11 protein-coding genes are annotated in these 16,182 nt (G+C 40.6%); 6 read left to right on the forward strand and 5 right to left on the reverse strand.

From position 1 onward, the window contains the following. Positions 1-24: 24 nt before the first annotated feature. Both FFJ24_RS22930 and FFJ24_RS22935 read left to right on the forward strand, forming a co-directional pair. On the forward strand, positions 25-4,674 hold the full coding sequence (locus tag FFJ24_RS22930) for an RHS repeat-associated core domain-containing protein (RefSeq protein ID WP_168202538.1): 4,650 nt from the start codon (positions 25-27) through the stop codon (positions 4,672-4,674). Next, on the forward strand, positions 4,675-5,274 hold the full coding sequence (locus FFJ24_RS22935) for a hypothetical protein (RefSeq protein WP_138819443.1): 600 nt from the start codon (positions 4,675-4,677) through the stop codon (positions 5,272-5,274). Between the two features lie 158 nt (positions 5,275-5,432). On the opposite strand, the gene FFJ24_RS22940 is transcribed toward FFJ24_RS22935, so the two are convergent. Further along, positions 5,433-6,332 carry a LysR family transcriptional regulator gene (locus FFJ24_RS22940; protein WP_138819444.1) on the reverse strand — a complete coding sequence of 300 codons (900 nt, stop codon included), beginning with the start codon at positions 6,330-6,332 and terminating at the stop codon, positions 5,433-5,435. Between the two features lie 76 nt (positions 6,333-6,408). On the opposite strand from FFJ24_RS22940, the gene hutH reads away from it, so the two are divergent. Continuing rightward, on the forward strand, positions 6,409-7,950 hold the full coding sequence (gene hutH / locus FFJ24_RS22945; protein ID WP_138819445.1) for a histidine ammonia-lyase: 1,542 nt from the start codon (positions 6,409-6,411) through the stop codon (positions 7,948-7,950). A gap of 11 nt (positions 7,951-7,961) precedes the next feature. Continuing rightward, entirely contained in the window at positions 7,962-9,965 is a 2,004-nt protein-coding gene (locus FFJ24_RS22950; protein ID WP_138819446.1) for a urocanate hydratase, read from the forward strand. 406 nt (positions 9,966-10,371) lie between these two features. On the opposite strand, the gene FFJ24_RS22955 is transcribed toward FFJ24_RS22950, so the two are convergent. Both FFJ24_RS22955 and FFJ24_RS22960 read right to left on the reverse strand, forming a co-directional pair. Further along, positions 10,372-12,867 (reverse strand): PAS domain S-box protein, encoded by a 2,496-nt coding sequence (locus FFJ24_RS22955; RefSeq protein ID WP_138819447.1) that lies wholly within the window; start codon positions 12,865-12,867, stop codon positions 10,372-10,374. Between the two features lie 83 nt (positions 12,868-12,950). Next, positions 12,951-13,853: a LysR family transcriptional regulator gene (locus FFJ24_RS22960; protein ID WP_138819448.1), complete on the reverse strand. Its 903-nt coding sequence runs from the start codon at positions 13,851-13,853 to the stop codon at positions 12,951-12,953. Between the two features lie 100 nt (positions 13,854-13,953). Between FFJ24_RS22960 and FFJ24_RS22965 the strand changes: the two genes are divergently transcribed. Both FFJ24_RS22965 and FFJ24_RS22970 read left to right on the forward strand, forming a co-directional pair. Further along, complete coding sequence (locus FFJ24_RS22965; protein ID WP_138819449.1) at positions 13,954-14,583, forward strand: NAD(P)H-dependent oxidoreductase; 630 nt, start codon at positions 13,954-13,956, stop codon at positions 14,581-14,583. Continuing rightward, the gene (locus FFJ24_RS22970) at positions 14,555-14,839 is read left to right on the forward strand and encodes a putative quinol monooxygenase (RefSeq protein ID WP_138819450.1); all 285 of its coding nucleotides are present in this window, start codon (positions 14,555-14,557) and stop codon (positions 14,837-14,839) included. The genes FFJ24_RS22965 and FFJ24_RS22970 overlap by 29 nt, the downstream gene beginning before the upstream one ends. Here FFJ24_RS22970 and FFJ24_RS22975 read toward each other — a convergent pair whose 3' ends face one another. Together FFJ24_RS22975 and FFJ24_RS22980 are read right to left on the reverse strand one after the other, a co-directional pair. Then, complete coding sequence (locus FFJ24_RS22975) at positions 14,840-15,691, reverse strand: DMT family transporter (protein WP_138819451.1); 852 nt, start codon at positions 15,689-15,691, stop codon at positions 14,840-14,842. Between the two features lie 111 nt (positions 15,692-15,802). Further along, complete coding sequence (locus FFJ24_RS22980; protein ID WP_121284503.1) at positions 15,803-16,150, reverse strand: hypothetical protein; 348 nt, start codon at positions 16,148-16,150, stop codon at positions 15,803-15,805. Positions 16,151-16,182: the final 32 nt, after the last annotated feature.

Here is a 16,182-nt window from a genome sequence, read left to right on the forward strand (position 1 = left end):
TGCATCACCCTAAATAAAATGCAGATGAAAAAGATTAAAGCGAGTAAACCGAATATGTCTACCGATAGGTCAGTAAGCCTATCTGCAAGCTTAACCAAAGCCGAACCCAAAGCGGTAGGCGGTGGCGGTGGTGTTGCACCAGGAAGTAATCCACCTGCATCCAAAAGCCCTTTAAAGCTTTTAAAAGCCAAAAAACCTGCAATGGCCAATACGGCGGTGCAGCATGTAAGCAAGCATTTCGATGTGGTGCTAGCTATCGATTTTCACTGGACAACCATTCCGATTCCACCTTCATTCGGTTTTATTCCACTGCCTTTACCACATCCTTTTATCGGGATGGTTTTCGATCCGATGGATTACCTGCATTTCAGCATTCCTATCCCGAAATTTGCACAGGGGTTAATTGGTACGGCCAGTATCCCAATGGGTGGGTCGATCTATGTGCATGGCAGGCATAAAGCAACCACAACTACCAGTGTAATGGGGGTTTTGCTTCCTTTCAGGCACATTAGTTCTATACCGGTTTATTTTATTGTAAACATACCCGGTTCACCACACGAAGGTGAAGTATATTGGGGATCAACCACGGTAAAAGGGCAGGGATCAGAAATGAGCGGATCTAATCCGGGCCAGGTTCTTACCTGCTGGTGCCCACCCATGGGTTTAAAACCGCTACCAACTGTACCAGGTAAATTAAAGAAAAATCCATTGGCTTATTTTGCTTTTTACAGCGATTTATTAAGCATGTACGTGCAGATTAATACCGGCAAACCCGTATTGGTTGGAGGTACATTTGCACCACATAATTATACACTGAAAGAGTATTTAATGCGTTTTGCAGCCATTGGCATCATGAGGGGGCTAACCAAATTGGGGGGAGCTTTAGCTAAAGGGGCACTTAAAGGGGTTAATAAGGTATTACGTGGACTTTTTAAAAACAACCCGATATCTAAAAAGCTTTGTCATTGGGGCTTGGAACCTGTTAATTTTGTTACCGGAGCCATGTTCTTCGAGTGGACCGATTTCGAATTGCCCGGTGGCCAAACACTGGCCTGGAACAATGTATGGCGTAGTGATAAACCTTATGCGGGCATGCTGGGCAACCAGGTATACAGTAATTATGATCTTTATATTTATCCGGATTATGAAGCTGGCATTGTAGGTTTTAGTCACCCTACCGAAAATATGGTGATGCCCTTGCCTTATATTGAGCCATATTCAGGCAAACAATATGATCGTGCACAAAAGGTCTGGATGGAAAGACCTGATGAAAATACCTGGGTACTTACCATTCATCAGGATATTTATACGTATACACTTTTTAGTGGCGGGCAAGATGGTGATATCTACCGCATCAATCATATCGAATACACCAATGGCAGTCAGCTTACCTTTTATTATCAACAACAGCTTTTAACCCGGATTGTCGAAAACTCAGGCCGTGTACTCGAAATGCAGCATAATGAAGCCGGTACGGCAATTACTGCTGTTTATTATCATTATAAAAATACCAGCGATCTGTTGGTGAGTTACGATTACGATCAGCGTGGCAACATGGTCAAAGTATACGATCAGGCAGGCAAAGTCATCAGTTTTGAGTACGATGACCATAATAGAGTAGTTAAAAGAACCAACCGAAACGGCATGGCGTATTTCTGGACTTATGACGCAGAGGGCCGCGTAATCCACACTGAGGGCAGAGACGGTTTTATGAGCGGATCGATAAGCTATTTCCCTGAAGAAGGTTATAACGAAGTGTACTACCACGACGGTAAAATAGAACGTTATTATTATGATGAAAACGATCTGGTGTACAAAAAAGTAGATGCTTTGGGTGGCGAAACCTGGTATGAGCACGATCGCTATAATCAAGAAAAAATGGTTTCGAGCCCTGAAGGAAGGGTAATCGGTTACGAATATGATGATCGGGGCAATATTACCACTTACCACACCGCAGATGGCGAGCAATATCAATATGCCTACGATGAAAACAATAACCTCATTCTGCGCAGTGATCCGGCCGGTTCAAACGAAACCTGGTTGTATAATGGGCAGAACCAATTGCTTAAACATGTTCAAAAAGACAGTCGGGTAGTCGATTTTTATTATAACGAAGAGCAAAAATTACCGGTATTTTGTCGCGATAATGACGGTCACGAAATCCATTGGACTTATAACAATTTAAACCAGCTGATCGAATCGGTTTCCAGCGAAGGCAACAGCCGCCGTTGGACTTATGATGATTATGGGCGGTTGATCCGTTTTAGTCCTGATGGTGATCAAACTACAATTTGGGAGCGGGATGAAATGGGCCGTGTTACCCTGATAAAAGATTTTGGAGAAGAAGCCTTACATTTCAAATACGATGCCTACGATCTTCCGGTTTACGCCACTGATGGGCGTGAAGAATGGTACATGGCTTATACGCCTATGGGTAGCCTAAAAACACAAAAAAGAAGCAGTCAATCCTCCAGCCAGAACATCCAGACCCTACATTTTACCTACGATCAATGGGAAAACTTAAAGGCCATTACCAACGAAAAAGGCGAAGAATATCTCTTTTTAAGAGATGCCAACGATGATGTGGTAAAAGAAATTGGCTTTGATGGACAGGAACAACAATATATCCGCAATCAGGATGGGCAGGTTATTAAAACCATACAGGCCGATGGTAAGGCCATTTACCACAATTACGATCTGAGCGGCCGGCTCGTGTACAGCAGCTATGAAGATGGTACCTACGAAGCTTTCCAATACAATAAACTCGGTTTGCTTATTGCTGCAGAGAACGACTTTTCTTTAGTTAATTTCAAGCGGAATCCACTGGGTATGGTTACCCAGGAAATACAGGATGGTTACCAGATCAATTACCAATATGATGTTTTTGGCAACCTAACCAGTTTAAAAAGCTCATTAGGCGCAGATATTCAATACGATTATGATGAAATAGGTTACCTGAATGGCATTGCCGCAAAAAGTGGTGGATCAGCAGAATGGACTGCAAGTATTGGCCGCAATAAAAACGGACAGGAAACCAGCCGCAGTTTAAGCGGCGGGATAAAAGCTACTTTCGATTATGATCACGAAGGCCATCCAATCAGTCAGAAGGTTGAAGCTAGTCGTTCCATTACCACGTTTAAACAATATGTCTGGGGGCCGAATGATAAACTCAACAGCTGCTTAAATAGCATTACGGGCGGCAGCATCAATTACAGATATGATACTTTTGGCAGCCTGTCTTCCGCAAGTTATAGCGATGACGGCAAAGTCATATATAAAAATCCTGATGAAACCGGGAACTTATATAAAACTGCTGATCGCAGTGACCGGCGTTATGATAAAGGAGGTAAACTGTTGAAAGATGACCAATGGTACTACCGTTACGATGCCAAAGGCAACCTGGTGCAAAAAAGCAAGCGTAACATTAACGGTCTGGCCAAAGAAGAAGTTGCCCAACCAGAAGATAATGGCTTATTTGGCAAAAAATTAAACTGGGGAATGGCCAATCCCGATATCCCAAAAGCGGAAGCGCTGGATATCCTGGCAGATGCTGAACCGGATTTACCAGAATGGAAAGAAGGTGACTGGTCTTATGCCTGGGCCGCCAATGGCATGATGAAAGCGGTTAAAAATCCACATGGCGAGATCATTCATTTCGAATACGATGCTTTAGGCAGAAGAAAAGCCAAAATTGTTTATGGTTCCTCCCCAAGAGGGGAAGGCCGGGAGGGGGTGATCTACCGCTATTTATGGGATGGTAATTTACTGCTCCACGAATGGAATTACCCTTTAAAAGAGCGGCCTAACCTGGTGATTAATAAAGATGGATTGCTCAGCTACGATAAAACCGAACCGCTTGGCAACGATTTAATTACATGGGTGTACGATCAGAACAAATTTACCCCAAGTGCCAAAATTGTTAATGGCCAGTACTATTCTATTATAAGCGATTATTTGGGAACACCTGTACAAGCTTATGATGATGCCGGTAAAAAAGTGTGGGATGCTGAACTTGATATTTATGGAAAAATACATAACCTTAGCGGTGAGAGAAACTTTGTGCCATTTAGGTACCAGGGGCAGTATGAGGATATAGAAACGGGCTTGTATTATAATAGGTTTAGGTATTATGATCCAGAGATTGGGGGATATGTAAGCAAAGATCCAATAGGGTTGGAAGGGGGAAATAGGCTATATGCTTATGTTGGAGATAGCAATTATTGGTTAGATGTCTTTGGATTGATGCCGTGGGGCGAGTTTATGAATGGAGCGAGCGCAACTATTACAGCAGGGAATAATACAGGAACTTATAGTAGTTCTACAGCAGGACACGCAGAGATAAATGGGCTCAATGACTTCACTAACAAGGGTTGGTTAAATGGACAAGATGTGGTTATTTCAGATGTTACGGGTAATTTTAATAATGGAGTCAAACCTGTAGGTGTATGTTCAAAATGTAGATCAAATGTTTTTGGAGTATTGGCAGAAGGTGGAGCAAAAAGTGTGACTATTCCTGTAACTAAAGGAAATGTAACAGTTGATAGTTATAAAATTAAGAGCGATGATTTTGGTAGGGTTCAAGCTGAAATTGATAAAATAAATAAAGGCTCAGGGAATCCTAGATCTAAATCAGATGCGGCATGGGACGTACTTAAAAAATATAAATATAATTAAATGAAGAAGATAGAAGCAAAAGACACGTTATTTTTTTATAGCCCAAATATGGAAGAGTTAACCCTATATGCAGGTGTAAAATTTAGTTACAATTTTAAAAAAAGACAATTTCAATTAGACATGAATCCAGATGGAGAATCCCGTTTAACAGATGTTGAAAATTTTAAAATAAATGAAGCATTCACGCAAATTGAATTCGATATTAATTATAAAAACAAAGCAATTGCTTATACCGTAAGTAGTAATTTTGATACATGTAAATATGCTTTCGAAATCATCAATAATTTAAATGAATCAATTATCCCAGATAATGATTTGGATAAAGTAGATCTATACTTTGAACAGGATGTACTCACGCATTTATATGTAAGTAAGACAAAAGATTATCAATTGATCGATTCATTGAGACTTATATCCGAAAATAATACTTGCTATTTAATAAGAAATAAACCCGAATACAGTAAAAAAAAAGTTGATAATATATTAGTTCAGGATGGTAAGGTTTCGATAACTGCAGAAGGAAAAGATGTCTTTTTTGAATTTAATCTGAGTCCGGTGGTATATAAGATTATTGAAGATATGCTTAGGCTAAAAAAATAATCCTTATTAGAAAAAATAGCTGTAAAAAAGTAGTGATTACATTAAAATTAATAGAAACAAGAAAGCATCTTCAAATTGGAACGCCAACATGTGATTGAAAGTTTAATTTTTGAAGCAATTTCTGGTTTTGATCTTGGGACTATTGAATTGGATAAGTTTCAACTCTTCTTTGAATCCTTCAACAACATTTTAATCACATTTTTTAATGCCGGGTTCCGGTTAGATTCTTTCCAGATCATATAAAGCTCTGTTCTTTGCGGAATGTGCGTGAGTTCTACAAACTTCACGTTTTCCTGATAGCCATATTGCAGTCCCGTGGGCACAATGGCTATGCCCAAACCTTCTTCTACCAGTTTGTAAATCGTGAGCGCATTAACTGATTTGTGGTAGGTTTTGGGTTTAAAGCCATGGTCTTCACATATACTCATCATCAGGTCGTAATAGAATGGACTGTCATCGCTTGAGAAAAAAATGAAAGGCTCATCTCCGAGTTTTTTTACCGCTTCAAAACTTGCCATTTTTATCGGATGACTTTTAGGCAACACCAGCGAGAAAGTATCCTGATGGATCATGTGTTTAGAAATGCCCGGTTTAAACTGCTGCATCCGCACAAAACCCATATCAAGCATGTCTTTTTCCAGTAATTCGATCTGTAGTTTATTAGGCATTTCATCCAGATTGGTTCTGATCTCTGGAAAATCTTTGTTTAGCTTAAAAATAACTTCCGGTACAATTTTTTGTGCTGCAGAGCCTAAAAATCCAATCCGTAGTTCACCTTGTTTGCCTTCTGTAATATTGGTTAACTGTTTTTTGATGTTCTCGATATGGCTGAATAGAAAATCTACTTCATCTTTAAGGTAAAGGCCAGCTTCGGTAAGTGTTACTTTTTTCTTATCCCGATCAAAGAGTGGAGCGTTAAAAATTTCTTCCATTTGTTTAATCTGCCGGCTTAATCCCGGTTGGGAAATAAACAGGCGGTCGGCAGCTTTTCTAAATTTCAGTTCCTCCGCCAAAACCTGAAAATATTTTAAGTGCCTTAGTTCTATCTGATAACTCATGGTTATTACATGATGATGTAATTGGTATTTATAGGTATCAAATATAGCGCTTATTTTTGTTTAAAACCTTTACAATATGAGTGGGCAACAGATTTTTAATTACGGTACAGATCATTTAACGGCTAACCTGGCTTTGGCCATCAGCAATGGTGAAGTGAAAGGCACATTAAGCGAAAGCACCCGGGCAAAAGTGCTCGAAAGCAGTAGGGTGGTGGAGCGGATTGCGGTTTCAGGTAAAGCAGTTTATGGTATCAATACTGGTTTCGGTCCCTTATGTACTTCCATGATTTCGGCCGTTGATACCCGTAAATTACAGGAGAATATTTTAAAGAGTCATGCTGTTGGCGTAGGCGAACCGATAGATAGCGAAATATCAAAACTGATGCTCGTTTTAAAACTGCAGGCATTAGCACAGGGCTATTCAGGCATCAAAATCGAAACGCTAGACCGGATGATCTTGTTTTTAGAAACCGGCGCTACACCAGTAGTGCCAAAACAAGGTTCTGTTGGTGCTTCCGGCGACTTAGCTCCATTATCACATCTATTTTTGCCCTTAATCGGTTTAGGTAAGGTGCATTATAAAGGCGAAATTATTGCCACAGCTCAACTTTTAAAAGAACATGAGATACAGCCTTTACAATTAGGTCCCAAAGAAGGTCTGGCTTTAATTAACGGGACGCAGTTTATTGCAGCGCATGCCGTTAAAGTAGTACAGCGTTTGGAAAATGTGCTCAATTCTGCTGATATTATTGCCGCATTAATGATTGAAGGCTTACAGGGATCAGAAAAACCTTTTCATCCAAAGCTCCATCAGTTAAGGCCTTACCCGGCAAATATTGCCGTGGCAGAACAGGTTCGAAAACTTTTGCAAGGTTCTGAAATCATGGAATCGCATGCCAATTGCGCTAAAGTACAGGATCCCTATTCATTAAGATGCATCCCTCAGGTGCATGGGGCTTCCAGAGCGGCATGGATGCATTTAAAAGAAGCTTTAGAAATCGAACTCAATTCGGTAACCGATAATCCGGTCATATTTACTGATGATTTAACCATCAGCGGAGGTAATTTCCATGGTCAGCCATTGGCTTTACCACTTGATTATGCCTGTTTAGCCGCTTCAGAAATCGGAAACATCAGCGATAGAAGGATTTACCTCTCTTTAGAAGGAAATACGCCTGGTGTGCCGAAATTGCTGATGAAAGAAACCGGATTAAATTCGGGTTTTATGATTGTTCAATATACCTCGGCAGCTCTGGCAAGCGAGAATAAAGGACTTTGTTTCCCGGCCAGTGCCGACAGTATTCCAACCTCGCTTGGTCAGGAAGATCATGTAAGCATGGGCTCCATCAGTGGGCGTAAAGCCTTACAGGTAATCGAAAATGTAGAAAAAATCCTTGGTATCGAGTTGTTCTGTGCTGCACAGGCTGTTGATTACCACTATCCATTGAAACCAGGAAAAATATTGGCTGCAGTGCACGATTTTGTCCGCACCGAAATTGATCATTTTGAAGAAGACCAGATCATGTACGATAGGATGGAAAATGCCATCCAAATGGTTCAGCAGGGGAAAATTGTTGCCGCTGCAATCAAAGCAGAACAGGATTTAATTAAGAGTTAAAATTACAGGAAATGGATTTTAAAGCACAGCTATTGGCAGGTATTCCTTCGGTTTTACCCGCAAAAAAAATAAGAAATGCGCAATTAAGCCATGCTCCGGTAAGGAGAGCGGTGTTAAATGCTGCGGAAAAAAAACTGAGCATTAAAAATGCACTGCGTTATTTCCCCGAAGCATGGCACCAGGAGCTTGCGCAAGAGTTTTTAAGTGAACTGGAAAACTACGGACACATTTACATGTACCGTTTTATGCCGGATTATGCCATTTATGCACGGCCAATAAGCGAGTATCCTTGTCGTACGCCACATGCTGCCGCCATTATGCTCATGATCCAGAATAATTTGGATCAGGCCATAGCACAGCACCCTGAAGAACTGATTACCTATGGTGGTAATGGCAGTGTGTTCCAAAATTGGGCGCAATATTTACTCACCATGCAATACCTTGCCACAATGACTGATCAGCAAACGCTGAATATTTACAGTGGACATCCTCAGGGATTATTTCCTTCCAGTACGGCTGCGCCAAGGGTAGTGGTTGCCAATGGCATGATGGTGCCGAATTATTCTTCGCCTGAAGATCTTGAAAAATTTAATGCCTTAGGAGTAACCCAATATGGACAGATGACCGCTGGATCGTACATGTATATCGGCCCCCAGGGCATTGTTCATGGCACGGCGATTACCTTAATGAATGCTTTCCGTAAAAAAGGTTTTTATGGAAAAGATACTGCCGGTAAAATTTTCCTTACGGCCGGTTTGGGTGGTATGAGTGGCGCTCAAACCAAAGCTGGTAATCTTGTGGGCTGTATTACGGTATGTGCCGAAGTGAATCCGAAAGCGGCCAGCAAAAGGCATCAGCAAGGTTGGGTAGATGAGCTGATTGATAATTTAGATGAACTGGTAAAAAGGGTTTTATTGGCCCAACGTGAAAAACAAACAGTCTCATTAGCATACATTGGTAATGTGGTCGATGTTTGGGAACGTTTTGATCAGGTAAATATTGAGGTTGCGATTGGTTCTGACCAAACTTCGCTTCATAATCCTTACTCCGGGGGCTATTATCCTGCAGGTTTAAATTTTGAAGAAGCCAATGAAATGATAGCCAATGCGGCTGAACAATTTAAACTTGACGTACAGGCTTCATTAAAAAGACATGCCGCCAGCGTTAATCAACATACTGCTAAAGGCACCTACTTTTTCGATTATGGAAATGCCTTTTTACTGGAATGCAGTAGGGCAGGTGCCGATGTGATGTCGGAAAATGGTATCGATTTTAGGTATCCGTCTTATGTAGAAGATATTTTGGGCCCCTTGTGTTTCGATTATGGTTTTGGTCCCTTTAGGTGGGTTTGTGCCTCTGGCGATGAAAAGGATCTCGATTTAACAGATCGCGTGGCGAAAGAAGTAATGGAAGAAATTAAACTTACTGCGCCCTCAGAAATACAGCAGCAATTACAGGATAATATTAACTGGATTACAGCAGCTAAAGAAAACAGGTTGGTGGTGGGCTCAAAGGCCCGCATTTTATATGCTGATGCCGAAGGTCGTGCAAAAATTGCACTGCGATTTAATGACGCCATTAAAACCGGCGAATTATCAGCCCCCGTAATTTTAGGCAGGGATCATCACGATGTAAGTGGAACAGATTCGCCTTTCAGGGAAACGAGCAATATCTACGACGGAAGCAGGTTTACCGCCGATATGGCCATCCATAATGTGATTGGCGATAGTTTTAGGGGTGCAACCTGGGTTTCGATCCACAACGGAGGTGGCGTAGGTTGGGGCGAAGTGATAAACGGTGGTTTCGGAATGGTGCTTGATGGAACCGAACAAGCTGCTGAAAAACTGCAGAATATGCTTTTTTATGATGTAAACAATGGTATTGCCCGAAGAAGCTGGGCTCGTAATCAGGAAGCCCGTTTTGCCATTGAACGCGAAATGGAACGCACGGGTACTTTGAAAGTTACATTGCCTAACTTGGTTAATGAAGAGGTTTTGGATGGTTTGGGGATATGATAATTATAATCGTCACAATTACGCTTCGCTAATATCGTCATCTCGACTGGAGCAAAGCGAAATGGAGAGATCTATCTCGAGACAAATTTTGCTGCGCAGAGCCTTCGGGTTCTCGACTAAGTTGCAATTCGCTCGAATGACGTTACTAGGGAGCGGTTAAAATACCGCAGATACTTACCTTAAATTAGCGCTAACAAGAAAGATTCTTCGTTGCACTCAGAATGACAGATCTCTCTTTGTTTAGCCACGGCAATATATAAAACACGGAATACCCTCCACGTATTGTCACCCTGAGCGTAGTCGAAGGGTTGGCTCATTAGCCTCGAAATTAATCGCTTTTCTTGAAAAACCTCTGCGCCCCCTTGCGAAAACCTTAGTGATCTTTGCGGTAAAAAACCGTGATAAATTACCTTAAAGGCAAAGTAAAATGAAACACAGAGCCTTTACCTTCTTCACTTTCAGCCCATATCCTGCCACCATGCCGCTCAATAATTTCGGCACTTAAATAAAGTCCGATGCCAAAACCTGAGATCGTATGGTTACCCTTTACCCGGTAATAACGTTCAAAAAGTCTATCGATATCTTCAGGTTTTATGCCTATTCCCTCATCTTTAATCTGAATTTCAACCTCAGCATCACGTAGTTTACAGGTTATTTCGATGCGCGTTCCATTATCGGAGTATTTTATTCCGTTACTGATCAGGTTAGAAATCACATTCCCGATTTTATCCCGATCGGCATTAATGTTGACTTCGCAGGTCGGATTTAATATAATTTGATGCGAAGATTGTGAGATATAAGTTTCTTCGACGGTTTCTTTCAGCAACTCATCTAAGTTAAAGTTAATTTTTTCGATAAGCAGCTTACCCGATTCCAAACGTGATACATTTAAGAAACCATTGATCATGGTGGTCATCTTTCTGATCTGGCTATGTGTTTTTTCCAGAGCAATCATTGCATAATTGTCCTGATCTTTTTTAGCCTTACGCTGCAAAACCTGAACAAAGCCATTAATGGCTGTTAATGGCGTTTTTAATTCATGACTCACCATTCCGATAAAATCATTTTTTCGAAGCTCATCTAGTTTTTGCTCCGTGATATCAATAAAAAGACCTGAATATTCTGTCGCATTACCATGCTGGTCTGCAAATACCCTCCCGGTTGCTCTAACCCATTTTTCTTCGCCAGTAATTAAATTATTTATTGGATATTCATTATCACTTGATGCATGATTCTTTAGGGCGTTTGCTAAAACCGCATTCAATATATCATGATAATCGGGATTGACTGCGCTCATGATGACATCCATTTTAGCAGGCTCATCTGGTGGCAATCCGAGTAAATTTTTAACAAATCCCGACACGGTAATTTCCAGTGTTTTTGGGTCGATACTCCAGGTACCCATTCTGCCGGTATCAATGGCCTGAAGTAGCCTTTCTTCACTATCGGCTAATTTTTTGGTATATTGGATCAGGTCTTCATGTGTTTGAGCGAGTTCTTCGTTTGTAGTGGCCAGTTCCTCATTTGCGGCCGCCATTTCGATATTGATATCCTGAAGCTCTTCCTGATAAAGTTTTCGTTCCGTAATATCCGGACTTACCGTAGCAATCGCGGTTATTTTATCTGTTTCCTGATCTTTTATAGCGAATCCATTCCATTCGATCCAAAAGGGATTTCCTGTTTTTTCATTCCAGAAGCGGATTTCCTGTTTAAAATTGATGCCCTGCAAAACTCCGGGTAAAAGCTTTTGGGCGGCCGGTCTGTCTGCAGGGAAAACACATTCTACTATATTTCTGTTCGTAATGTTAACCCAGCCTAATTTTCTTAATGCTGCAGGGTTCAAATATTGGATAGACATATCTAAACCGACTAAAGCGATAAACTCTGAACTGGCTTCGATGAGCTTATTTAAATTTAACCGCTCCAATTCGATTAATTTTCTTTCGGTAATATCAATACATGAGCTGATATAGCCGGCAAAAGATCCATCGGCATGGAAACGCGGTGGACCATTGGCAAGCAACCATCGGTAATCACCTTTTTTGGTCTGGATTCTAAATTCGCCTGTAAATGGTTTTTTCTCTGCCAGGGCTGAAAGGTAAATATTTAAATACCTATCGCGGTCTTCAGGGTGGATCAGATCAGCCCAGCCAAAAGCAAGCAGATCCTTCATTGATCTGCCAGTTAAGGTAGCCCAGGGTTTATTAAAATAAATCGCATTTCCATGCTCATCACCAACGGCAATAAAAATGTCAGTTCCCTCGGCCATGGTTTTAAAGCGTTTTTCGCTTTCCGAAAGCTGGTTAAACCGTTCTACAACCCTTAATTCGAGTTCATTATTTAAAACATGTAAGGTTTCTTGCGTTTCCTGTAATTCTTCATTCGTGGCCACCAGTTCTTCATTGGTAGCCGCAAGTTCTTCTACTGTGGCCGCAAGCTCCTCGTTCAGTACCTGTTCGCGCTGTAATGCTTCATCCTTCTCTTGCTCCCTTTCTATCGCTTCTTTCCTCAGTACCCGCTCGCTTACATCAACGGCAGTATGTAGAATACAGATGGTCTTGCCTTCGTCGTTTTTTATGGCCCGATATTCAAAATCAAAATAAAAGGTCTTCAGCTCACCGTCAATAAGAATGTCGGCAGCAGTATCCCTTCCCGAAATCACAAGGCCTTCTAACCAAACTTTTCTGAACATCTCAATAAAAGGTTGGCCTTTTAATTCAGGCAGGGCATCTTCAAGTGATTTTCCGATCACACGCCTGTCTTTACCCCAAATACGGAGCATTGCATCATTTGCAGCCTGTATAATGGCCGTTTCTCCAACGTGAACAGCCGTTGCGGTATGGGTGTGATTAAAAACTTCTATTAGTTGATCATTACTTAAAAGCGGACTGGACTGACTCATTCTGGAATTTTAGGACGTGATCTAAAATAATTATTTTACTTAAGTTTCAAAATAGACCTAATCAGGATTATTTTCAATAAAAACTATATACTAACCATAACCTCTTTAAAAAGGTTTTTGATTATGTGAATTTCTGATGCATACTGCGTATTTTTTCTACAACCAAAGTATAAAGTATTGGTGAGCTTTGAGGTACCTTCCCAAATAACCTTTATTTTTCTCTCTTCAACTTCTTTTTTGCAAAGAAAATCGGGGATAATTGCCAGGCCTTTTCCACCAGATAAGCAACGGACAATTGAATTGAGATTAGGTACAATGTAGTTTGGGCGAAAATCGGCATGCTTGCCAAAGTTAAGCTGCCAGAAACGTAACAGGTGTTCCATATCGCCCGCCGTACCATACCATTTTTGCTTTTTTAACCAGGCTTCCATTCCTGCCAGATCTTTCTTTTTAACTAACGAATCAAAAGTGCTTCCGTCAGTTTCTATTCCACCTACTAAAACGATGTTTTCGGAAGAAAATGCTTCATGTTCCACATTTGGCGAGTTCCCTTTTTGTGGGGTAATAATGAGGTCTAAAATGCCTTTGTCCAGTTGATCGAGCATTTCGGGATATTCGCCAAAACGGATAATTACATTAAACGGAAGGGTAGAAATATATTGCTCGAGCGTAATCTGAAAAGTTTCGAAACACATGCCTACACTAATTGTTGGCGTATGTTTTTCCGTACTTTTCTGGAAATGTTTTTCTGCATCCTCCAGTTTAGTCAAAGGTTCTACGATAAAATTATACAATACTTTTCCTTTTTCGGTAGGGATCATTTTTCTGCCGGTTCGCTCGAACAGCTTGTAGCCAACATAACTTTCTAAAGAACTTAAATGCAAACTCACCCCAGGTTGCGATATAAACAGATTTTCTGCTGCACCAGTTAAAGTTCCTGTTTTATAAATCGCCTTAAAACTTCTATACCATTCTAAATTAACCATAACTGATGTATTATAATTCTGATACAAAGCTATGAATTAACTTGTTTTAATAATAGATAAAAGCGCTGTAATTTTGTGCTATCAAATAGAAAAAAAGGAAATGACAAAAATATTCATTATTAACGGAGGACAAAAATTTGGTCATTCTGGTGGCAGGTTTAACGAGACAATAGCTAATGCAACTGTCGATTTTTTTACTTCAATGAAAGAATATCAAGTAAAAACAACCAATATCAACCACGATTATAATCCCAAGGAAGAGGTGGAGAAATATGTTTGGGCGGATATTGTAATTTACCATACCCCAATCTGGTGGTTCCAGTTGCCACATGGATTTAAAAAATATATCGATGTGGTATTTACCGAAGGTCATAAAAAAGGAATTTACGTTAGTGACGGACGTAAGGCGGATCATCCAACCATAAATTATGGTACAGGCGGCATGCTGCACGGACGGAAATATATGGTCACATCATCATGGAATGCACCAAAAGAGGCTTTTACGCTGCCTGGAGAATTTTTTATGGAAACCAGTGTGGATGAAGGCGTCTTGTTCGGTTTCCACAGAATGAATGCCTTTACCGGAATGGAACGAATAGATGGTATCCATTTTCATGATGTGGAAAAGAATGCGGATATTAGGAGTGCACTTCAATTATACCAGGAACATTTAACCCAAATTTTTTTAAATACAGCAATATATGAGCATTTATTTAACAGCAATAGTTAAGAGTAAACCGGAAACGGTAAATCCGTTAAGAGAGGTTTTACTGGATATGGTAACCAATTCGAGAAAAGAAGAAGCCTGTATCCAATACGACCTGCACGAAGCTGCCGATGATTTAACCTTTGTTTTTCAGGAAGAATGGAAAGATCAGGCAGGTTTAGATCTGCACAATCAGCAGCCATATATTTTAGCCTTTGTAGCAAAAGCTGATCGGTTGACCGCTGATATCGTCATCTATAAAACAGAAAAACTGGCCTAATTACTTTTGGTGTGCCTTAGCTGTTAGCGAGGAGCCTACTGAAGCAATTACAACAAAAGCCACGGCAAAACACTCTTTTAATGTGAGGTATTCTTGTAAAAAAACGAGTGCGGCCAATGAGGCCATAGCGGGCTCTAAACTCATTAAAATACTGAAAGTCCGGGCAGGAAGCTGCTTAAGGACTCTCATTTCCAGGGTGAAGGGAATAGCGCTTGATAGCAGCGCAAGTGCTGCTCCTAAACCCAATAATTTCGGGTTCAGCGTGCTTAAACCGCCACCATAAATACCAAAGGGTAAAATGACTATTGCAGCAAATAACATCCCGATAGCAACGGCATCGCCACCCTTCATTATTTTTGAAATTCTACCTCCCAAAATAATATAGCCTGCCCAGAAAACGCCGGCCAATAGTGCCAGCAATACACCAGCTAAATTAAGTCCTGTGCCTGTCCATGGTGTAATCAATACAATACCGGTAGCAGCAAGTACCACCCACAGAAAATCAACAGGTTTCTTCGATCCGAAAATGGCTAGTCCTAAAGGTCCAACGAATTCTAACGTTACTCCTAAACCGATTGGAATTCTTGCGATGGCCATATAAAAAACCATATTCATTACTCCTAAACACACACCGTACAGGATCACGTATTTCCATTGTTTAGTATTAAATTTAAATAGGTTTGGTCTAAAGGCAATTAGTAAGATTACCGCAGATAAGCCGATCCGTAAAGATGCTGTTGCAGCAGCCCCAATTTGTGGAAAAAGCCCTTTTGCAATTGCCGCCCCACATTGCACACTAATAATGGATAGTAAAACAGCAGGTATTGGTGGAATATTGATTTTGCTTTTCATCTGGGGCTCGTAAATGAGGCGCAAAATTAGGGAATTATAATCCGCTAATATTTTAAAATAAAAAAAGGGAGAATCAGATTACGCTGCTTCTCCCTATATCATCTTAGGTTATTAACTGAATAATTCCTGCTCGTCTCTGTTTTCAGTTGGGATCTTTTTTAAAAAATCGTCAAAAGATGGCCCGTCGTTATCCGAATAGATGCCATAAGCATCTAGTATATATCCAATATTTTTATCCTGATCTTCTAGAAGATACAATACAGAGTTATCAGCAGGGTCTGAATCTCCTTCAAAGCGGTAGGTTTTAACAATAGTTAAATCCTCAGGTTTGTAAATTTTACCCAACGATTTACTTTGCATTTTACCGTGATCAGACATTTTTAGTTCGTTATCTTTTCCTTTCAGCCTCAATTTCTCTAAAATTTGACTCAAAGTGTTCATTGCAGTTGGCTGTTCCATAGTTATACGATTTTATACTGATTAAACAAGTG

This window comes from Pedobacter sp. KBS0701 (assembly GCF_005938645.2).
Lineage (GTDB): Bacteria > Bacteroidota > Bacteroidia > Sphingobacteriales > Sphingobacteriaceae > Pedobacter.